Below are 18,052 nucleotides of genomic sequence, written 5' to 3' on the forward strand. Positions count from 1 at the left end.
GTAAAATGAAAAAAGTCACTAAAATTAAAACCAAACCAAACCTGCAAGAAAGCCGTTTGATAGAGAATTTCGAGATGCTCGATCGCATTCGGGATGATACAGTCAACGACATCGAAAGTCTTACCGAAGACTTCCAGCACATGACTGTAGTTGCCGAATCTATCCGGCGGAATTACCGAGCTTTGCTTTCGGAAAATCAACTGCTAAAAAACACGCTTTTAAGTATAGTTGAGGAGTGCGAATGCTGGCAAAGCAATCGGTGCGATCGCTGTCAAAAAATTCTCAAATCTCTAGACAGCAATTATCCCGACTTTCCACCGAATGCAGCCAAAGAATACCGAGCTATTCTCAGCCAACTGCGGAAATTAGAATAGCTAAAAACGTCTCACAAGCCAACCCTGCAAAAATTTGAATCAGGAGCAACAAACCTTATGACACTAGCAACAGCCAAAGATAGCAAAACCAAGATTTTGCAAAATTTTCAGCAGATTTTAGCAGACAAAAAAAAGATTGAATCTAAAGTCGAAACTAAGGAACAGTCAGCCGAAAAAGCCAAAAGCAAACAACTCCTAGAAGTTGCTTCTACCTACACAATCGATAGCATTGTTAAAGGCTTGGCAGACTTGCAATTAGATTTCGGCAGCATCACCAGCGGACTTTCGGAAAAACTGAAGGCGGAATCTGCAAAATTAGATGAATTAAAACGGGCGATCGAAATTGAAGCCGAACAATTGCAAGAGTTGCAGCAAGTTAGAGTTGTAGCAGACGCTCTCCACATTTTAACTCAAGAGCACCGGGAAAAACTGACGCTCCTCGAACAAAACGCCGCCAATCAGCGCGAAGTATTGGAAAAAGATACAACCCAAAAGCGCAAGATTTGGGAAAAAGAACAGCAAGAATTTGATGCAGCATTTCAAGAACAAACTGCACTCACAACTAAACAGCGCCAGCAGGAAACAGCCGATTATCAATACGAATTGCAACGCGACCGCAAAATTGAAACCGACGAATACGAAGAAACGAAGCGCAAACTAGAACGGGAATTGCAAGAATCTACCCGCGAAAAAGACAAAAACTGGGCGGAAAGAGAAAAAGTCCTCAGCGACAATCAAGCGGAGTTTGAAGAGAATCAAAGGAAAGCCGCTGGATTTGAAGAAGAACTCAAACAGGCTTATATGAAAGCCAAAGAAGAAGCTATTCAAGAAGTTTCCCGCGAAGCTAAAGTCAAGGCAGATTTAGCGGACAAGGAATGGGAAGGAAGCAAGCAGGGATATGAGTTGAAAGTGCAATCTTTACAGCAGACAATTGCGCGGCAAACTGAACAAATTGCTGAGATTTCCGCGCAACTGCAAGCTACGATAAAGCAAGCGCAAGATTTGGCAATGAAAGCTTTTGCGAGCAAATCTTAAAGATTACTCGGCGGTTGAAACCGATCCTACACAAACGAAGTCCGCGCAACGCGAGACTAAGAATTAGAATTGAAACCAGACCAAATTTGCCCAACTATTAAGAGATGGAAAGTTGTGAACAAAAAAGTTAGCGACAAAAGCACCAAGGCTGAAATCTTAGAAGCGTACAAGGAAGCCGCGCAAGAAAAAGCTGCATTAGAATTGCAAATCAAACAGCTAAATGCTTCCCCAAAGCAAGCAGCAGTTTCTGAAAAACTTATTGTGGAGGCACAAAAATCAATGGTTTTAACTCAAACTCAACAAAAAATGCAGTCCACAATCGACAATCTGATTTTGCTGCAATTTGGCTTTGGCGGCGCTGTCAGCGAGTTGTCTGAAAAGTTAACTTCCGAAGCTACTAAATTGGAAGAATTGCGGCGCGTTGTGGGGGAAGAAGTTCAACAACTGCAAGAGTTGCACAGTTTAGAAGATGTTGCGGAAGATACGCTGGATAATTTAATTCAGCAGTACGAAGAAAGTGCGAAAACTTTTACTGACGAACTCAGCAAACGGCGCGAAACTGTTGAACAGGAGTTGTTGGAACTGCGGCTGGCTTGGGAAAAAGAGCAGGAATTGCAAAAGTTGACTGTTACAGAACGTAATGATAATCAGCAAAAAGCTCGCAGCCGGGATGAGGAGTTGTATGATTACGATCTGAATCTTCAGCGAAATCTGGATATCGAAGAATACGAACAGCGCCAGCAAAGGCTTTATCAAGAAATTGAAGAGTTTCGCCAGGAACAGGAGAAACAGTGGGCGGAACGCGAAAAATCTATTTCGGAACGGGAAAGTTTGTCTGCGGATGTTAAGGCTAAGGTGGAAGCTTTCCCGAAGGAACTCGAAGCTAATATCAAGAATGGGAAGGATACTGGTCGCAATATTGGCAATTATCAAGCTAAGGTTAAGGCGGATTTGTTGGCTAAAGATATTGAAGGACAAAAGCAAAATTATGAACTGCAAATTCAAGGGATGTTGCAGACTATTCAAAATCAAGATGCGCGGCTTGCTAGTTTGTCACAGCAACTTGATTCTGCTTTGAAACAGGTTCAAGATTTGGCTGTGAAGGCGATTGAGGGTTCGTCGAATTTGAGTTCTTTCCAAGCTGTGAGGGAAATTGCGATCGAACAAGCTAAGACTCAGCAGAAAAATAAGTAGATACAGCGCTTTTAGGAGTTAATTAGGTTGCTTTAGATACCCGATTTCTTGAAGAAGTCGGGTATCTGGGTGGGGTGAAGTAAATGGCGTTTATGCCTAAGTCTTGGAGATAATCTAATTGTTACATGACACCCCATAAGTCGCCGCCTTTTTAGCCTTGAAGGGTGGGAATTTCGTGCCATTGTTCCCAAAGAAAGTTTTGCAGTAGCCGTCTGCGGGGTTGTTTACTTCTGGCGAAGCGATCGGGGAATTTTTGATAAAATATAGCGTTCTTAACCCTAACCCAGTCTGGTGTTTGAATTTGCATATTAGTCTTGCTGACCTTCTATAGGCTAAGGCTACAATTATCAGGGCTGCTTTTGAATCTAACTTTTGGTATAACCCCTACCTGTTAAGTAATATTACTTTAAATAAAGTTTTATTGATATTCCCTGATTTTTTCAGGTTTTTGCTCAAGATTAAGTATATGCGTAGTGTGTTGTAGCATTCGGGAAGTTAAATCAATGGTTACTCTTCGCCTTCAAGAATTAGCTGAAGCAAAGGCTTTATCTTTACTGAGTCATATTTCAAATATTCCAGAAGAAAATATTCCAGTATTATCTAGAGAAAACTTAGGAAAACTTGCTTCTGCATTAGGAAACTCAGGAGGCGACGAATTTTTTGAAATATCAATTTCCCAAAAGGCTCGAGAACAAGCTTTATCTTTACTAAGTCAGGCAGCGGGCATTGATGAAACTGTTATTCAAAAATATGCCAAAGAGCAGATTGAAATAACAAAGGCTACTGCTACAGATTTGACAAAGATTGCCGAAGTTTTAAAAGTTTCTACTCTCGAATTAGTTAATCCTGTTTTGAAAATAGAAGCCGTAAAGCTCAAAATTAGTGAATTGATTCAGGCAAATAATACATCTTTAGAAGACTTAAGTGCTAAGACTCAAATAGACTTACCAACTCTTTGTTTTTACAGCACGCAACCTATAGGGAAGCAAAAACTAAATGACTCTCCAATACGCGACAATCTTGGAAAAATTAGTGAAGCGTTGGGTCTCTCTAGCATAGAAAATTTACTGGATGCAGATGTAGAATTGCCCCCGACAAGACTTCGCATTCTAGAGGTAGCCAAAGAAATAAATCTAAGTTTAGAAGAATTAAGTTTAATTTCAGGTATAAACCCCCATCTCCTAGATTTGTTAGCCAACCATCCTGTAGATATAACAGCTCTAAAAATTTTAGATCCTATATCTTGGAACACAGAAGGAATACTTTGCAGATTAGTTTGTATAGTTTTAAATCGGACTAACAATTGTTTTTGTGAATAATTAAAATCTATAAAAAAAATGAAATCTCATGAAAAAGATATTAGAAGTTTTGAATATCGAGGTCAAAGTTTAAATAATAAAAATTTTTCAAATGCCTGTTCAGGACAAAAACCTTTAGAAAAAATAAAAATCGTTAGTTTGGGTATCCTCGGATGTTGTCTATCGAGTATTGTACCTTTTCTTTCAGGTGGCTTGTTAGAAATTGTCTGGACGACAACAAAAGCAGATTATTCAGTAGACTTAATTAAAAGTGTATCCATTACCTTATATCTAACCAATTTAGTTTGTATTGGACTTTTAGGCTGGCAAGTTGCTACAGCGATCGCGAGCGTAGTATTGATGTTTATAGGAGCTATTATTTACATTACTTTTGAAATAAATAGTTCCAATTTAGGAATAGGAGGCGTTGCTGTTGCTCAAGGCTTTAGCATGGCTTTAGCTTGGGGAGGAGCAATTAGTATAGCATTTTTTATGAGTTTAAATGATTTATGTCTGGGAGCTGTCGGGAAATCATTAACACTTTTAGGAGCTGTAATTTCAACTGAAAGTATAATTTTATTAGGTTTAAAGTTTGTGAATAATCCAAAAGCTGAATCTGGTTTTATTCATAGCATTGCAGCCCTCGTAGTCATCCTTACAGCCAGTATTATCGCTCAACAAGTAGTGAAAGGTTCGCCCAAATTTGCTTGGCTTGCAGATGAAGCGCTTTTATGGGCGGCAAAAGGTGGAACGTCTTTTTATGGAGTCGATTTAACAGAGGCTTGCTTTGATGGCGCACATTTACCCCATACAGATTTTAGAAAAGCAAATTTAACTCGTACAAGTTTTAAAGGTGCAACCGGATTAGAACTGGCTCTTTTAAAAGATACGATATTAGAATCACCTAAAATCAGAGATTTATTGACAAGTCACGAAGGTGAAGGGGAAATTTATAGCGGATTATCTTTAAAAGGAGCAAACTTGAAAGGAGCCGATCTCCAAAATTCAAACTTTATGGAAGCTGATTTATCGGGTGCAGATTTGAGAGGGGCGAATTTAGAAAGAGCTATACTTACAGGATCTAATTTAAACAATGCTAATTTAAAAGAAGCTAAATTAAACGGCGCGAAATTAGTAAAAATACAAGCATTAGGGGCAACTTTTTCAGAGGCTTCTTTAACAGGTTCTTGTATTCAAGATTGGAGTATTAATCAAACTACTGACTTTGATGATGTCAGATGTAAGTATATTTTCCTGAAATTAAGTCAGCATCAAGGTGTAGAACGGCAACCCACTGATAGAGAATTTCAACCCGGAGAATTTGAGAAATGGATAAAAAAATCCAATCAAGTGTTTGATTTAATTTTTAGGCAGAAATTAGAGTTAAGTGCTTTTTTGATTGCTTTAGCTCAAACTGCTAACGAACATGAGGGTGTTGATACTTCTCATTTTATTATAGAAAAAAATGGGAATAGTATCTTAGCTAAATTAGGCGTTTTTCAAGGGGCTGATACCTCAGTTATTCCCCAGAGCTTTATAAATTATTATAAAGATGCGGTGGTTATTCAGGGTGAAGAACATAATATTGTAATGAATTCAAATGCAGAGGTAAAAATCGTGGAAAAGAAAAAAGAAACCCATGTAGGCGGCGATCTCATTGGTGGAGATAAGGGAAATAAGACTACAGTTGGTAATATCACTGCTGGCGATGTCACGGGTTCAGCACTGGTAGGCGATCTCAGCGGTCAAGTTTCCGTAACAATTCAACAGCTAAAAAATGTAAAAGCTGTCGATAGCGATGAGTTAGCAAGTATTCTCACGGCTTTACAAGAAGCAATTCCTGGTGACTCTGCTCTTTCTGAAACACAACAGAGAAGTGCATTAAAAGCAGTGGAAACAATAGCAAAAGAAGGCAAAAAGCCACCTAAAGAACGCGATAGTGACATTTGTTCGATGGCTTTGGATGCTCTGACAGGTGTTACCGCTACTGTAACAAATGTTAGCAAACTAGCAGAACTTGTTGAGAAATATCTACCGACTCTTACTCAACTACTAAAAATTAGTTTGTGATTAGCTATACTAAAATCAGCATCCCCAACCCATCAACAGTTATGGTACAACAACTACCCGCCGAAACTGTATCAGAAATCATCTACCCCGATCGCGACGGAGAACCAACAGCAGACAATATCAAACAATTCCGATGGATTGTCACTATTAGCGATCGCCCAACTTGAACCAGAACGACAGCGTTATCAAACTTTGCTACCACAAATACAGCAGCAAACCATAGATCCCGACCCTAGTAATTAACAAAACGAATCCAACTCAATCAATATCCCTTAGTCCAGTTTCCCAACTGTCTACTCCCACCAAGTCTTTCGAGAGCCTCAAACCCTATTTAGAGCATTATAGTTTTTAGTAAAAAGCCCGATCGCCCTGTGCACTTCTAGAAACTGTCCTTTGTTCTCCTGACTGCTTCATTCACGCTCATTATTGTATAAGTTAATCAACCAAAAAATATATTTGGGGCTTAAAGATTATGTCACAACAAATCATACGTCAAAAAGATACTAATGCTTGGATTCTGCAGTGCTGGGTTTCTTTTATTGTTGCCATTTCTGCAACTACTGTTGGTGTGATTTATTTACAGGTAGATCCTTGGCAAAAAGCTTTTATGGGTATGGGTTTAACTTTTTCGGTTGGCTCCTCTTTTACTTTAGCAAAAACCATTCGCGATAACAACGAGTCAACAAGATTGACTGCGAGAATCGACGAAGCGAGAGTTGAGAAAATTCTCGCGGAACATCATCCTCTCAAATGAATTTTAATTATACAATATATACGACAAACAGCCCGGGCGGGCTGTTTTTGTTGAGCTTGAGGTTAAAACCTGCGGATTTCAATGGCTACCTTTGAACTGACGATCGCCCTTATTTTTTTGGCGCTGGCGAATGCCGGCCTGAACCGTAGCCATATCTACGGGAAAACCAACGACAGGAATCACCTGATCCTTGCGTTCTTCTTCCAGATTCTTGAGTTCGGTGTAGTCAACCCAGTGAATGCAATTTACCGGACAAGTGTCGATCGCCTCAGCAATCAACTCTTCAGAATCCCCGTCTTGTCGAACTACGCGCGATCGCCCGTAATCCGGCTCAATGTAGAAAGTATTGCGAGCAACATGAGCGCAGTGCTTACAGCCAATACAGGTAATCTCATCAACATAGACACCTTTTTGGCGAAACACACCGCCTAATTCCGGTTCCAAACCAGAGCGATCGGGCGCATCCCGCAAAAATCCGCCCAACTCCGGCTCCAAACCAGTGCGATCGCTTGCTGTATCTATTCCGAGTCCAGAAAGCTCAGACATTTAGATCCCTCAGAATAATCAATAAGTCCAGGCGGACTCGAATCTTTCCCCGATCGCCAGCAACGACTTGCATTCCTGGCTGCGAACAATCTGTAAATTTTTAAGCACACCAGCGCTGAACCACCAAGCGGATCGAACCGTCTTGATTTTGCTTTTGCTCAGAAACTTGGAAACCCTGCTTAGCGCTTTCATTAACCACAGTATGGTAAGCATAGCGCTGAGTCACCTTATTCAGAAAACGGTCTACAGACCAAGCTTGCTGCCAAAATTGCAAATCGGCCACCAATTCATACTCAGTCCCGTTCCAGCTAAAACCTAAGTCATAGCCGTTTTCTTGCTCGATTACAACCTCAGCGGTGCTGGTGAGGCCGCGATAGCCGCGCACCTCAGTCGGGCCCGACTTCCAGTCGATACCCAAATCAGTTAAAGCAGCTTCCAAAGAATTCAAATTGCGGATCTGGGTCTTAATTTGGCTAAAGTGTGACATGGTGATTCCAAAAAAAATTTAAGTGAACTCAACAAAAAAGATTACCAATCGCTAAAAGCCACTTGGGCCGTCGCTTCGGCTGACTGATTGAGCGCAAGCGCGAAATATTCAGATGTTGACTCTTGATGAAGCACCACGCCAAGCTGGGCTTCTATAGCAGCAGTTACCTCAGCGCAGGAAGCACCGACAATGCCGGTGACTGTTTCCTGTACGCGGCCATCTGGATAAATCACAAATTCTAGTGTTTCCATAATCCGGGCTGACTGAATAGGAACGATGAAATCAGACACCGACGCCAGCAAGCTTGGTACGATGCCTCCTGAAGTCGCTTCTTGAGAGTTGGCTGACTCGCCACTATATCAATTTTGACTAATTGATAGGTTTTGAGTCACAACTTAACAGAACTTATTAATAGGTGGGATCAATACGTCAGTGTTATGTAAAGTTTCGCGTACATCGTGACATCAGTCAAGTCGATTTTAGATTTGAGATTTGAGATTTGAGATTTGAGAAAGAGGAGGAAGTTCGGCAACGGATTGTATAGCGGACGTAACGGATGTAATTGATGTATGTAATGGGTGGATGTTGAGGTTCGAGGGTAGAAGAAAGATTTTGCCCAATCTCCCAATCTCCCACTCTCCCAATCTCCCCCTCTCCCAATCTCCCAATCTCCCCCTCTCCCCCTCTCCCCCTCTCCCAATCTCCCCCTCCCCCAATCTCCCACTCTCCCTTCTAATTCCCCCTGGGGTCTAAAACGTCTCGCAGGCCGTCGCCTAAAAGGTTGAAACCGAGAACTATCAAGGTAATTAGCAAACCTGGAAACAAAATAGTCCAAGGAGATGAAAGAGCATATCCGCCTTTAAAAGCATCAGAAAGCATCGTCCCCAACTCAGGAACCGGCGGCTGTGCGCCCAAACCCAAAAAACCTAAACCAGCAGCTTCTAGCGTGGCTGTACCAGTCGAAAGAGTTGCTTGTACAACTAGCGGCGCGAGACTTCCCGGCAAAATGTGGCGAAAAATAATCCGCAAGTCGCTGGCGCCCAAGGCTTTGACTGCTAAGACAAATTCTTGTTCTCGCAGCGATAGCACCATGCTGCGCGTTAGGCGGATGTAAATGGGAATTTGCACGGCGCTGACGGCGATAATTACGCTTTGCAGGCTCGGCCCGGTGACGGTGACAACGGCGATCGCCAGTAAGATCGAAGGAAACGCTAGCAAAATATCCGCAAAAGTGCCGATCGCTACCTCAGCCCATCCGCGAAAATATCCGGCGAAGAGTCCCAACAGCCCTCCCACAAACAATCCCGCAGCCACAGAAACTAAGCTGACGAGCAAAGATATCCCCAATCCGTGCCACACTCGCACCAACAAATCTCGCCCCAAACTGTCGGTGCCGAACCAATGCTGGGCGCTAGGAGCCACTAATCGGGATAAATAATCGCGATCGACCGCCGGATTGTAGGGGGAAAGTAGGGGAGCTAACAGTGCCGAGAAAATCAGCGCTACAGTCAAAATTAAGCCGATTTTCCCGGAGGTCGATCGGGCGAATCGCTGCCAAGCAGGCTGTCGAAATATTAAATTTTGATGCAATTTGGGATTTTCCATTTTTAATAATGTCAAAAAAAAACAGTTGTGCCCGATCGCAGTTTTTATAGCCAATGACAGATGCCGAATCCTCGATGCCTTCGTTAAAGACCATTTAAGATATAGAGAACAAATAAATTTAAAACCCTAATGACATCAACCCTGCTCAAATCATCCTCCCGATCGCCCCTAAACGCTCCAACAGTGCGCCATTTCCCCAACGGCCTCACAGTTATAGCCGAACACTTACCAGTCGATGCCGTTAACCTCAGCGTGTGGATGAATTTAGGCTCAGCCGTAGAATCCGACGAAATCAACGGTATGGCTCACTTTTTAGAACACATGATTTTTAAGGGAACTCCCAGCATTCAGAGTGGAGAATTTGAACGGGCGATCGAACAACGCGGCGCTGTCACCAATGCCGCCACCAGTCAAGATTACACGAACTATTACATCACCACAGCTCCTAAAGATTTTGCTGAACTAGCCCCCCTGCAAGTCGATGTCTTGCTCAACGCCAGCATTCCCGACGATGCCTTCGAGCGCGAACGGCTCGTAGTATTGGAAGAAATTAGACGATCGGAAGACAATCCGCGCCGGCGCACCTATCAGCGATCGATGCAATTAGCCTTTGAAGTCCTGCCCTACAAGCGACCGGTACTGGGCCCGACTTCCGTCATCGAAAATCTGAGGGCCCAACAAATGCGGGATTTCCACAGCAGCAGATATCAGCCAGGGGCGATGACAGCAGTCGCTGTAGGTAACTTGCCGGTCGATCAACTAATAGAAATTGTCGCCGAAAGTTTTGCCAGCAAAAGCACAGCACAAAACAGCACCATAAATCTGCCCGCCCTCAGCAACTTTCACCCAGAATCCGAAATTCTCAACTACGGCCAAGAATCGCCCTTTACCGAAACAGTTCGCCGCGAATTTGTAGACTCTGCCCTCCAGCAAGCTCGACTGATCGTGATGTGGCGAGTCCCCGGCTTTGTGGAAATGTCCGAAACATACGCCCTCGACGTTTTGGCGACAGTATTGGGGCACGGGCGCACAACTCGCTTGGTTAAGGATTTGCGCGAAAATCGAGGGCTAGTCTCGTCAATTTCCGTCAGCAACATGACTCAGCGACTAGGCGGGGTATTCTCGATTTCCGCTCAACTGGCGACAGAAAATATAGCCGAAGTGGAAGCAGCCATCGTCGGACACATCCGCACTCTGCAAACCGAACTGGTGACTGATGCCGAAATTTCCCGCATCCGCACCCAAGTAGCAAATCGGTTTATCTTCGGTAACGAAACTCCCAGCGATCGAGCAAGTTTGTACGGTTACTATCAGTCGATGGTAGGAGATATCGCTCCCGCCCTCAACTACGCAGCCTGCATCCAATCTCAGACAGCCGAGGATCTCCGGGAAGCCGCCGTCAAATATCTGTCTCCCGATGCGATGGGTGTGGTGGTAATTCGCCCCGAAGCAGCATAAACCCGACTGCTTCTTTCCCAGACGCAATCGTTTGCTTGTCAAGCTAGGGAGCACAAAGAAGGTAAATCATCGCCTTCTTTGATTTGAAAATACTGTGTCAGATCGTGTCTGATCTAGGATGGTAACAAAAAAAGGTTAGTAGTGCGGACTTTAGTCCGCACTACTAACCCATCTTATTTCGATCGATCGACTGGACAGGATATCAAGTTCGATCGCACTCCGCCTTAAAGGTTTTGTATCGAATCATGAATTTAAAGCTTTTAAGGTACGGACGATCGGTAGAATGGCCGTAATTTTCTGAGAGTATAAACTTGGAATCGTTGAAGTGTGCAGGGAAGCATGAAATTACAAAACTTTCTCAACTCAAAAATTAGGTACGATGCCAAAGCAATCGCTGCCGACAACGAGCTCAGCCGCCAAATTCAAAGCCGTCTCATTGACCTGGGTTTACTGAAACCTCCAGTAGACGGCATCTTTGGCCCACTTTCTACCGCCGCCCTCCACCAATTTCAAACCTTGATGAAGTGCGGCGAACCGGGTTTTTTGGGAGCAATCACAGCCAAAAAGCTGATCGAAACGAAAACGACGGACATTCCCACACCTCGCCCGATCCTGAAAACGACCAGAGACACTATTTTTAAATCAAAACCCCTAGCGTCTTCTCAACTTCAGGACTCAGAAAAACAAGTAATCCCAGCGGGAAAAGAGTTTGAACTCCTGGCTTTTGTTCCTATTCGCGGTCACATTAGGGTTGCTCTCCGCAATGAATCTTTCAAAGGTTCAGGGATTTGGTATGTTTACGGAGGACACGCTCAAGTTACTTTAGACGGCGTTTTGCTTTATCCCAAACCAAACCCGCCCACTGTCCGACTTGGCATTCCTTATCGATCGCAATTAGATAATTTTTACAATCCTACAGGTGCTTGTAATGTAACTTCCATAGCGATGTGTCTGGACTTTTTGAGAGTGCCGCGGCGCAATAGAAGCGGACAATATGAAGATGAACTCTACGAATATGCGATCGCCAAAGGTTACAGTCGCTGGGATCCCTATGATTTAGCAAAGATTGTTAAAGATTACGGCGCTCAAGATTACTATACCGAGAATGCAACTATTGAGGACGTTCAAGATTGGCTGGCCAGCGGAAATCCCGCTGTCATCCACGGATACTTCACGTCTTTCGGTCACATTATAGTTGCTGCGGGCTACGACAGCGAAGGATTCTTCGTTCACGACCCCTATGGCGAGTGGTTCCCAGGCGGCTACGATACAAGTGTCAGCGGTTCTTATTTGCACTATTCCTATCGTTTAATCCGCAGCGTTTGTATGGCTGACGGAGATTTTTGGGTGCATTTTATCTCGAAGTAGTTGTTTGTTAGTGGTTATTTGTTAGTAGTTAGTTGTTTGTTAGTGGTTATTTGTTAGTGGTTGTTGGTTATTGGTTATTTGTTAGTGGTTATTTGTTAGTGGTTATTTGTTAGTGGTTATTTGTTAGTGGTAATAACAAATAATAACTAATAACTTAACCAATATAGAATTTACGCATTTCAATCTAATGATGTCATTCTGAATGAATGCCGACCCTAGGTTCTGCAAGTAAAGTATGAATATCAAACCCTTGCAAACCGCCCTTGCGTAAGTTCTACTAAATAACAAATAACCAATAACCACTAACAAATAACCAACAACCAATAACCACTAACAAATAACCACTAACTATTAATTTTCATGCTCAAATCCAGCCAAGTCGATCGCGTAATTGGAGCACTGGTAGAAATATAATCAACTCCGGTTTCCGCCACACTCCTAATAGTTTCTAAAGTAACATTCCCAGAAGCTTCAATTTTTACCCGATCGCTCTTTTCGCGAATTATGACCACAGCCTGCCGCATTAAGTCAAAGGACATATTATCCAACATGATAATATCCGCCTTGTGCTGCAATGCTGTCTGCACTTCAGCCAGAGTTTCGGTTTCGACTTCGATTGTCAGCGGATAGGGGATAGAATTGCGAATTAGGGCGATCGCCTCTGCAATTCCCCCAGCCGCTGCAATGTGATTATCTTTAATCATCACCGCGTCATCTAATCCCATCCGGTGATTGCAAGCGCCGCCGACTTGAGTTGCGTATTTTTCCAACAATCTCAACCCCGGTGTTGTCTTGCGGGTATCGACTAATTGCACGGGTAAATCGGCAATTTTGTCAACATATTTCTGAGTTAATGTAGCGATGCCGCTCAAACGCATTGCTAAGTTTAATGCTACTCTTTCTCCGGTTAGCAGCGCGTCGAAATTGCCGGAAATCTCGGCAATTACTTCTCCTTTTTCGCACAGTTTCCCTTCGGGTACTTGGGGGAGAAAACTGAGGCTGCTGTCTAAAAGTTTAAATGTGCGATCGGCGATCGGCAATCCGGCAATGACTCCAGCTTCTTTGACAATCCATTTAGCGGTACCCTGGATGCTGGCTGCGGGAAATAAGGCCGATGTTGTGCGATCGCCCCTACCGATATCTTCTAGCAGCCAGTTGTGCAGTAGGGAGTCTAAAACTATCCAAGGTGGCAATATTGCTGTCATGTTTTCTTTGTGATTCCTGCTACTAGGAACGATAGTCGATCGCGTAATTTTCGGCAAGTTGCAAGATAGTGATGGTGTTAGTGCGATTTTGGGCGATCGCACTACATAATGGGCTATTCTGTTGCTGACATTGGGTTTTGGTGGTTTAATGGAGTAGATGGGCGATCGCGAGTAAAAACAATGATACAGCCAGTCATTTTAGAAAAATTAGCAGAACTTCCTGAGTCTCTTCAGACAGATCTGTAGGAGGATTTTGAGTTGGCGTGCGATCGCTCTTTGGCCCAGAGTAACAAGACTCTGGCGACTTGCGAGCGGGTGGCGGTTGAGAAACAAAAAGGGCCGATCGCTGAGGCTGTGAATTTTCTGGGAATTGACAAGGGTGGCGACATCTGAGTGTTCTTTAGCGGCTGCGGCGGGTATCCTATTGACGACCTTGGGTGTCGGTGCTTTGATGGGATGGATGGGTTTACTTTGGTCGCGAGGAGGGTTTGTGGCGGGACAACCAGTTCATTTCATCTGACTCAGGATCTGGCGGAGGCTTTGCGGTGGGCGACCAGTGCTGAGGGGACATAAAACCTGTGGAATTCCACTTTTGTACTCACTCTGAGAGTACCTATATTATACTGGACTTACGCACTATCGAAAAAGGTTGGCTTATGTTTGTAAATGTTATAGTTCATGTGCGAACGCCCCAGGGAGATAATCAAGCAGGGGTTGAAGGTTTTTCTAGGGTTCCTAGTATTGGCGAAAGCATCCAAGTTCCACAAGGAATATTTAGAGTTATAGATGTTACGCATTTTTCCAACAGAGGCTTATCCTCAAATCATCCAGTAGCATCTATATTAATTGAGTCTTAAAAGGAACGCAATTTTTGGATTCTGCACTTGCTATCAATCCCAAGAAAATCACCTTCCCACTCGCTATGGAAACGACTCTCCTAGATGCTAGATGTGAAAAGTAGTGGTTGATCCAATTCAACTGGAAAAAGAAGGCTGAAAACCTTGATGCCGCTAAATTATAACCTTACCTTATCACCAAAAGTACGGGAGAGCCGAAAAGCGGAAATTTATGAATGAAATGTTTCCGGTTTTAGGCCCTGTAATGGCGCATGAAAACTTGTTATGTAATGTAATTAACCTTACCTAATTAGAAGCTCAGCATATGAAGCGATTAATAGTATTGGCAACTGGACTCAACGGATCACCTCAAAAATGGCGACCTCTATTAGAGAGACTACGTGAAGAGGAGTTAATAGTTGGCAGTAAATGGCTAATTTTTAATCACTGTGGATTCTATGATATTCCTGGATTTAGTAAGTTGTTTACTAAATCCATTGAAAGACTATCGCTTGAATTGAAAGCGAAAATCGAACAGTATTGGCTTGCGGCAGTTGCTAGTGATGAACCTTTTGACGATATTATTTGCATTGGTCATAGCTTGGGTGGATTAATTGTAAGACAAGCTTATTTAATAGCGGCAGGAGCTTACCCAGAAACTGTAAAAAGTGAAGTTTCCTGGGTAGAAAAAGTTAGTCGCTTTGTTCTACTTGCATCGCCTAATCGAGGATTTGAATCTAATAATTTTTTAGTATCAGCAGGTGTAGATATATCAAGCGCAACAGGTTTGTTACCAATTTTACGAGATATGGTTCAAGGATCTGCTTTTATTACTAACTTAAGGATCGCTTGGATTCGCTATTTTTCAAGTTTCAATGGACAAGAACCAGTAATGGTTCAGCTTCTTGGCATTCAAGATAGTCTTGTTAAGAGAAAAGATAGCATCGATATTCATCAATTTCCTAATGGTGTGCAGTTTGATATTTCTGATGCAAACCATCACAATATTTACCATCCTCAAGGAAGAAATTCTGAAGCACTTGAAGAATGGGAGCTACGCTATAAAGTAATCAAATGGGCAATTTTACAATGTAATCCTCAAGAACCCGAGCAAATCCCCTCTGAACTCAGGAGTGGTGTTACAATTAACCCTACAGAAAGCGCACCTGAAACCACAACTGTTTTTGTCATACACGGTATACGGGATAGTAACAGTGGTTGGGCTAGCCACTTAGAAGATCAGATTAGGAATCTTACCAAGGGAAAAATTGCAGTAGTACGCTCTACATATGGTTATTTTTCTGCTTTTAATTTCTTCTTTCCCGGGCTCAGGCGGCAGAATATTCGCTGGTTTCAAGATCAGTACAGTTATCGCTTTGCCTTAAATCCCAAAACAGAATTCCATTTCATTGGTCATAGCAACGGTACATACATTCTTGGAGAAAGTTTGAAAAAAGTGTCAGCTATGAGATTTAATCGAATCTACTTAGCAGGTAGTGTTTTACCTTGTCAGTATCCTTGGCAAGAACGCTTTGATTTAGGTCAGCTTAAGGAACTGCGGAATGACAGAAGTTGTTGGGATTGGCCAGTTGGAATTTTGTGCAGTGGTTTACGTGGACTTGGAATGAAAGATATTGGTACTGCTGGATTTGACGGTTTCTATTTCGATGATGATCGGATAGAAGAGGTCTGCTATTACTACGGAGATCATGGAAAACCTCTTAATAAGGAAAACCATAGCAGTATTCTTGCATTCATATTGGGTGGAGATCGCTCTCATCCCCCAAATCTCCTCACACTCGAACAAGTTTCAGCTAAGTTTAAATTGATTTCGCGAATGGCTCCCTACTTTGCGCCATGGCTGTTGTTGCTAGCCTTGTGCATTGTATTTCTATGGATTTGGTGGATTATTCAAGGTTTTGCGTGGAACAATTTGGAGTTCTGGCTCAAACTTATCATTTCGGTTGCAATTGTATATTTTGCCTATGCTGTTGCTAAAACGGGTTGACTGCTTTGTGATGCACAAGCACCAAAATAGAATAGCTGAACCCAAAATCCCAGACGATATTGCCAAAGCTTGGGCAAAATGGTTCGAGGAGGTCGATCGCTTGGAAGTAATGACTAATCAGCCGAAGAGCGAATATCAGCAACTCCTACTCAATAAGTATCGGCAACAAGGTTTAGAACTATGATCCTATGCGATGCAGAAGTTTTACAACGAGGAATGGTTGGGTTTAAAATGAAGAGGCTATCAACCTATCCCCTATGAGCGAAACCCTCTACATTGAAACCAGCATCTTGGGCTACCTAACAGCTCGATCGACCAAAAACCTAATCCTGGCTGCCAATATCGAGGTAACAAAAGATTGGTGGGAGTATCGCCGCAGTGCTTTTACAATGTACATCTCACAGGCTGTCCTAAACGAGGTAGCACAAGGAGACACAGAAATTGCGGTTCAACGTATGGAACTCCTTCGCGGTGTTCCATTGCTAGAATTAAATCAAGCTGTCCGAGAGTTAGCCGCACAATTTCTTGCACGCAGCAATCTTCCCCCTAAAGCAGATATCGATGCAATTCACATTGCCGCAGCCACCGTTCACGGCTTGGATTACCTGTTAACCTGGAATTGTAAGCATATCGCAAACGCTCAAATCCAGGGAAAACTTGCAGAAATCAGTTTTGATTTCGGATACGAGTTGCCGATTCTTTGTACGCCCTATGAACTACTAGGAAATTAATTTATGTTGCAAGATGAAATCGTAGAAGAAATTCACAAAATTCGTGAAGAGTATGCCAAGTCTTTCAATTATGACTTGGAGGCAATATTTGCAGACTTGCAGAAGAAACAAGCTGAAAGCGGCAGAGAAGTTGTGAAATTGCCACCAAAGCGCGTTCTAACAGGGCGTTGGAGCGGACGAGGTAAAAATATTCTGTAAAAAAACTAAAGCTCCTTTCCGTTGTTGCGGGAAAAGAGCTTTAATTTATTATTAACCTGGCACCGAGCTATTTTACCGGGCAGTGACCCGCCGAGTATCTTCGCCATAGCAACGTTTAACAACCGAGTTCGGGATGGATCGGAGTGGTTCCATTACATCATAAGCACCAGGAAAGCTTTGAAAACTTTGAATCCTGTGTCTGCGTTTAGTTTGATGCCCTGCATCTCTTTCGCTCGACTTAATTACCTTAGCAAGCTTTCCCCAGTTTGTCAACCCCTTTGTCAAAATTTGTTTTTCGATGATGTCATGGAGTCCGATGAGAGGCGAGAAACCGGGTTTATTATGAAAATATTTCGTTGCAGGCGACAGATTCCGAAAAAACCCGGTTTCTGGGAGTCTGAGCGCGTCAGCCCAATCACAAATCCAAAAACGCCGCATCCGTTCCCTGCTCTCGGCGAACCTTCCCGTCCTTTACAAACCACGCCACAACCTGCTTAACTGTTAATTGTTCGATCGCACTTTCAGATTCTGCCGCAATTTGCTTCAACGGTCGCAAAGACGCCACCACCAAATTAGTAAAAAAGTTTTCAAAACTAGCATCAACTTGAATCGACCGTTGAATGCTCTCATCATTCTTAATCCAATCCATCACCTGCTGGTTAGACACCTCAGTTATCGGCAAACCAGTCTCCCCAGCAATTTGCTTGAGCACCCTCAAACCATAAATTGCCAACCGAGTCGAAAACTTTTCCTTCGACGACAGCAGCGCCCTATCAACTTCCGCGCACTCTTCCGGCTTTAAAAAATCTGCTAGCGGTTCCATAGTTATTAGTTATTTGTTATTAGTTATTAGTTATTAGTTATTTGTTATTTGTTATTTGTTAT

21 protein-coding genes, 1 rRNA gene and 1 pseudogene are annotated in these 18,052 nt (G+C 43.0%); 15 read left to right on the forward strand and 8 right to left on the reverse strand.

Annotation, left to right across the window (positions count from 1 at the left end):
- Nucleotides 1–5 precede the first annotated feature (5 nt).
- The 3 genes from QT998_RS16955 to QT998_RS16965 all read left to right on the forward strand — a co-directional run bounded on the left by QT998_RS16955 (nucleotide 6) and on the right by QT998_RS16965 (nucleotide 2,603).
- Nucleotides 6–374 carry a hypothetical protein gene (locus QT998_RS16955; protein ID WP_333115848.1) on the forward strand — a complete coding sequence of 123 codons (369 nt, stop codon included), beginning with the start codon at nucleotides 6–8 and terminating at the stop codon, nucleotides 372–374.
- A gap of 57 nt (nucleotides 375–431) precedes the next feature.
- Nucleotides 432–1,409, forward strand: a complete 978-nt coding sequence (locus QT998_RS16960; RefSeq protein WP_333115851.1) for a hypothetical protein — start codon at nucleotides 432–434, stop codon at nucleotides 1,407–1,409.
- A gap of 114 nt (nucleotides 1,410–1,523) precedes the next feature.
- Entirely contained in the window at nucleotides 1,524–2,603 is a 1,080-nt protein-coding gene (locus QT998_RS16965; RefSeq protein WP_333115853.1) for a hypothetical protein, read from the forward strand.
- A gap of 124 nt (nucleotides 2,604–2,727) precedes the next feature.
- Here QT998_RS16965 and QT998_RS16970 read toward each other — a convergent pair.
- Nucleotides 2,728–2,910 (reverse strand): annotated as a pseudogene (locus QT998_RS16970) (alpha-amylase); the annotation flags it as partial.
- A gap of 196 nt (nucleotides 2,911–3,106) precedes the next feature.
- Here QT998_RS16970 and QT998_RS16975 point away from each other — a divergent pair.
- The 4 genes from QT998_RS16975 (at nucleotide 3,107) to QT998_RS16990 (ending at nucleotide 6,725) form a co-directional block, all read left to right on the forward strand.
- Complete coding sequence (locus tag QT998_RS16975; protein WP_333115856.1) at nucleotides 3,107–3,922, forward strand: hypothetical protein; 816 nt, start codon at nucleotides 3,107–3,109, stop codon at nucleotides 3,920–3,922.
- A gap of 18 nt (nucleotides 3,923–3,940) precedes the next feature.
- Nucleotides 3,941–5,971 (forward strand): pentapeptide repeat-containing protein, encoded by a 2,031-nt coding sequence (locus QT998_RS16980; RefSeq protein ID WP_333115860.1) that lies wholly within the window; start codon nucleotides 3,941–3,943, stop codon nucleotides 5,969–5,971.
- A complete protein-coding gene (locus QT998_RS16985; protein WP_442921520.1) occupies nucleotides 5,968–6,138 on the forward strand; it encodes a hypothetical protein in 171 nt (56 codons plus the stop codon). Before QT998_RS16980 ends, QT998_RS16985 begins: the two co-directional genes overlap by 4 nt.
- Nucleotides 6,139–6,443: 305 nt before the next feature.
- Nucleotides 6,444–6,725 (forward strand): YiaA/YiaB family inner membrane protein, encoded by a 282-nt coding sequence (locus tag QT998_RS16990; RefSeq protein ID WP_333088697.1) that lies wholly within the window; start codon nucleotides 6,444–6,446, stop codon nucleotides 6,723–6,725.
- Nucleotides 6,726–6,803: 78 nt separating this feature from the next.
- On the opposite strand, the gene QT998_RS16995 is transcribed toward QT998_RS16990, so the two are convergent.
- The 4 genes from QT998_RS16995 to QT998_RS17010 all read right to left on the reverse strand — a co-directional run bounded on the left by QT998_RS16995 (nucleotide 6,804) and on the right by QT998_RS17010 (nucleotide 9,363).
- Entirely contained in the window at nucleotides 6,804–7,271 is a 468-nt protein-coding gene (locus tag QT998_RS16995) for a ferredoxin (protein ID WP_333088695.1), read from the reverse strand.
- Between the two features lie 100 nt (nucleotides 7,272–7,371).
- A complete protein-coding gene (locus QT998_RS17000) occupies nucleotides 7,372–7,758 on the reverse strand; it encodes a DUF1257 domain-containing protein (RefSeq protein WP_193974477.1) in 387 nt (128 codons plus the stop codon).
- Nucleotides 7,759–7,799: 41 nt separating this feature from the next.
- A complete protein-coding gene (locus tag QT998_RS17005; protein WP_332966526.1) occupies nucleotides 7,800–8,009 on the reverse strand; it encodes a DUF2997 domain-containing protein in 210 nt (69 codons plus the stop codon).
- A 481-nt stretch (nucleotides 8,010–8,490) separates the two neighbouring features.
- Complete coding sequence (locus tag QT998_RS17010; protein ID WP_333088692.1) at nucleotides 8,491–9,363, reverse strand: ABC transporter permease; 873 nt, start codon at nucleotides 9,361–9,363, stop codon at nucleotides 8,491–8,493.
- Between the two features lie 129 nt (nucleotides 9,364–9,492).
- Here QT998_RS17010 and QT998_RS17015 point away from each other — a divergent pair, with 129 nt between their 5' ends.
- Both QT998_RS17015 and QT998_RS17020 read left to right on the forward strand, forming a co-directional pair.
- On the forward strand, nucleotides 9,493–10,821 hold the full coding sequence (locus tag QT998_RS17015) for a M16 family metallopeptidase (RefSeq protein ID WP_333088691.1): 1,329 nt from the start codon (nucleotides 9,493–9,495) through the stop codon (nucleotides 10,819–10,821).
- 339 nt (nucleotides 10,822–11,160) lie between these two features.
- Entirely contained in the window at nucleotides 11,161–12,189 is a 1,029-nt protein-coding gene (locus QT998_RS17020) for a C39 family peptidase (RefSeq protein ID WP_333088690.1), read from the forward strand.
- A 344-nt stretch (nucleotides 12,190–12,533) separates the two neighbouring features.
- Here the strand turns inward: QT998_RS17020 and nadC are convergent, their stop codons facing one another.
- Nucleotides 12,534–13,394, reverse strand: coding sequence for a carboxylating nicotinate-nucleotide diphosphorylase (nadC, locus tag QT998_RS17025; RefSeq protein ID WP_333088834.1), 861 nt, complete (start codon nucleotides 13,392–13,394; stop codon nucleotides 12,534–12,536).
- 108 nt (nucleotides 13,395–13,502) lie between these two features.
- Here nadC and QT998_RS17030 point away from each other — a divergent pair, with 108 nt between their 5' ends.
- From QT998_RS17030 to QT998_RS17055, 6 genes are all read left to right on the forward strand, one after another.
- Nucleotides 13,503–13,640: a hypothetical protein gene (locus tag QT998_RS17030; RefSeq protein WP_333115863.1), complete on the forward strand. Its 138-nt coding sequence runs from the start codon at nucleotides 13,503–13,505 to the stop codon at nucleotides 13,638–13,640.
- Between the two features lie 12 nt (nucleotides 13,641–13,652).
- Nucleotides 13,653–13,787, forward strand: coding sequence for a hypothetical protein (locus tag QT998_RS17035; RefSeq protein ID WP_333115866.1), 135 nt, complete (start codon nucleotides 13,653–13,655; stop codon nucleotides 13,785–13,787).
- Between the two features lie 768 nt (nucleotides 13,788–14,555).
- Complete coding sequence (locus tag QT998_RS17040) at nucleotides 14,556–16,238, forward strand: alpha/beta hydrolase (RefSeq protein WP_333115869.1); 1,683 nt, start codon at nucleotides 14,556–14,558, stop codon at nucleotides 16,236–16,238.
- Nucleotides 16,239–16,248: 10 nt separating this feature from the next.
- The gene (locus tag QT998_RS17045) at nucleotides 16,249–16,422 is read left to right on the forward strand and encodes a hypothetical protein (protein WP_333218081.1); all 174 of its coding nucleotides are present in this window, start codon (nucleotides 16,249–16,251) and stop codon (nucleotides 16,420–16,422) included.
- Between the two features lie 73 nt (nucleotides 16,423–16,495).
- Entirely contained in the window at nucleotides 16,496–16,969 is a 474-nt protein-coding gene (locus tag QT998_RS17050) for a type II toxin-antitoxin system VapC family toxin (RefSeq protein WP_333115874.1), read from the forward strand.
- Nucleotides 16,970–16,972: 3 nt separating this feature from the next.
- Nucleotides 16,973–17,167 carry a hypothetical protein gene (locus tag QT998_RS17055; protein WP_333088683.1) on the forward strand — a complete coding sequence of 65 codons (195 nt, stop codon included), beginning with the start codon at nucleotides 16,973–16,975 and terminating at the stop codon, nucleotides 17,165–17,167.
- A 54-nt stretch (nucleotides 17,168–17,221) separates the two neighbouring features.
- Here the strand turns inward: QT998_RS17055 and rrf are convergent.
- Nucleotides 17,222–17,338, reverse strand: a 5S ribosomal RNA gene (gene rrf, locus QT998_RS17060).
- A gap of 244 nt (nucleotides 17,339–17,582) precedes the next feature.
- On the reverse strand, nucleotides 17,583–17,990 hold the full coding sequence (locus QT998_RS17065) for a hypothetical protein (protein ID WP_333115876.1): 408 nt from the start codon (nucleotides 17,988–17,990) through the stop codon (nucleotides 17,583–17,585).
- Nucleotides 17,991–18,052: the final 62 nt, after the last annotated feature.

Origin of the sequence: Microcoleus sp. S1D4, assembly GCF_036700765.1 — a bacterium.
GTDB lineage: Bacteria > Cyanobacteriota > Cyanobacteriia > Cyanobacteriales > Microcoleaceae > Microcoleus.

Bases quoted from the DNA above. Each gene is read 5' to 3' on its own strand.
- QT998_RS17005 (WP_332966526.1), bottom strand. From the start codon at position 8,009: ATGGAAACACTAGAATTTGTGATTTATCCAGATGGCCGCGTACAGGAA.
- QT998_RS17030 (WP_333115863.1), top strand. From the start codon at position 13,503: ATGGGCTATTCTGTTGCTGACATTGGGTTTTGGTGGTTTAATGGAGTA.
- QT998_RS16960 (WP_333115851.1), top strand. From the start codon at position 432: ATGACACTAGCAACAGCCAAAGATAGCAAAACCAAGATTTTGCAAAAT.
- QT998_RS17010 (WP_333088692.1), bottom strand. From the start codon at position 9,363: ATGGAAAATCCCAAATTGCATCAAAATTTAATATTTCGACAGCCTGCT.
- QT998_RS17045 (WP_333218081.1), top strand. From the start codon at position 16,249: ATGCACAAGCACCAAAATAGAATAGCTGAACCCAAAATCCCAGACGAT.
- QT998_RS17040 (WP_333115869.1), top strand. From the start codon at position 14,556: ATGAAGCGATTAATAGTATTGGCAACTGGACTCAACGGATCACCTCAA.
- nadC (WP_333088834.1), bottom strand. From the start codon at position 13,394: ATGACAGCAATATTGCCACCTTGGATAGTTTTAGACTCCCTACTGCAC.
- QT998_RS16955 (WP_333115848.1), top strand. From the start codon at position 6: ATGAAAAAAGTCACTAAAATTAAAACCAAACCAAACCTGCAAGAAAGC.
- QT998_RS17015 (WP_333088691.1), top strand. From the start codon at position 9,493: ATGACATCAACCCTGCTCAAATCATCCTCCCGATCGCCCCTAAACGCT.
- QT998_RS16990 (WP_333088697.1), top strand. From the start codon at position 6,444: ATGTCACAACAAATCATACGTCAAAAAGATACTAATGCTTGGATTCTG.
- QT998_RS17000 (WP_193974477.1), bottom strand. From the start codon at position 7,758: ATGTCACACTTTAGCCAAATTAAGACCCAGATCCGCAATTTGAATTCT.
- QT998_RS16975 (WP_333115856.1), top strand. From the start codon at position 3,107: ATGGTTACTCTTCGCCTTCAAGAATTAGCTGAAGCAAAGGCTTTATCT.
- QT998_RS16980 (WP_333115860.1), top strand. From the start codon at position 3,941: ATGAAATCTCATGAAAAAGATATTAGAAGTTTTGAATATCGAGGTCAA.
- QT998_RS17055 (WP_333088683.1), top strand. From the start codon at position 16,973: ATGTTGCAAGATGAAATCGTAGAAGAAATTCACAAAATTCGTGAAGAG.
- QT998_RS17065 (WP_333115876.1), bottom strand. From the start codon at position 17,990: ATGGAACCGCTAGCAGATTTTTTAAAGCCGGAAGAGTGCGCGGAAGTT.
- QT998_RS16995 (WP_333088695.1), bottom strand. From the start codon at position 7,271: ATGTCTGAGCTTTCTGGACTCGGAATAGATACAGCAAGCGATCGCACT.
- QT998_RS17020 (WP_333088690.1), top strand. From the start codon at position 11,161: ATGAAATTACAAAACTTTCTCAACTCAAAAATTAGGTACGATGCCAAA.
- QT998_RS17050 (WP_333115874.1), top strand. From the start codon at position 16,496: ATGAGCGAAACCCTCTACATTGAAACCAGCATCTTGGGCTACCTAACA.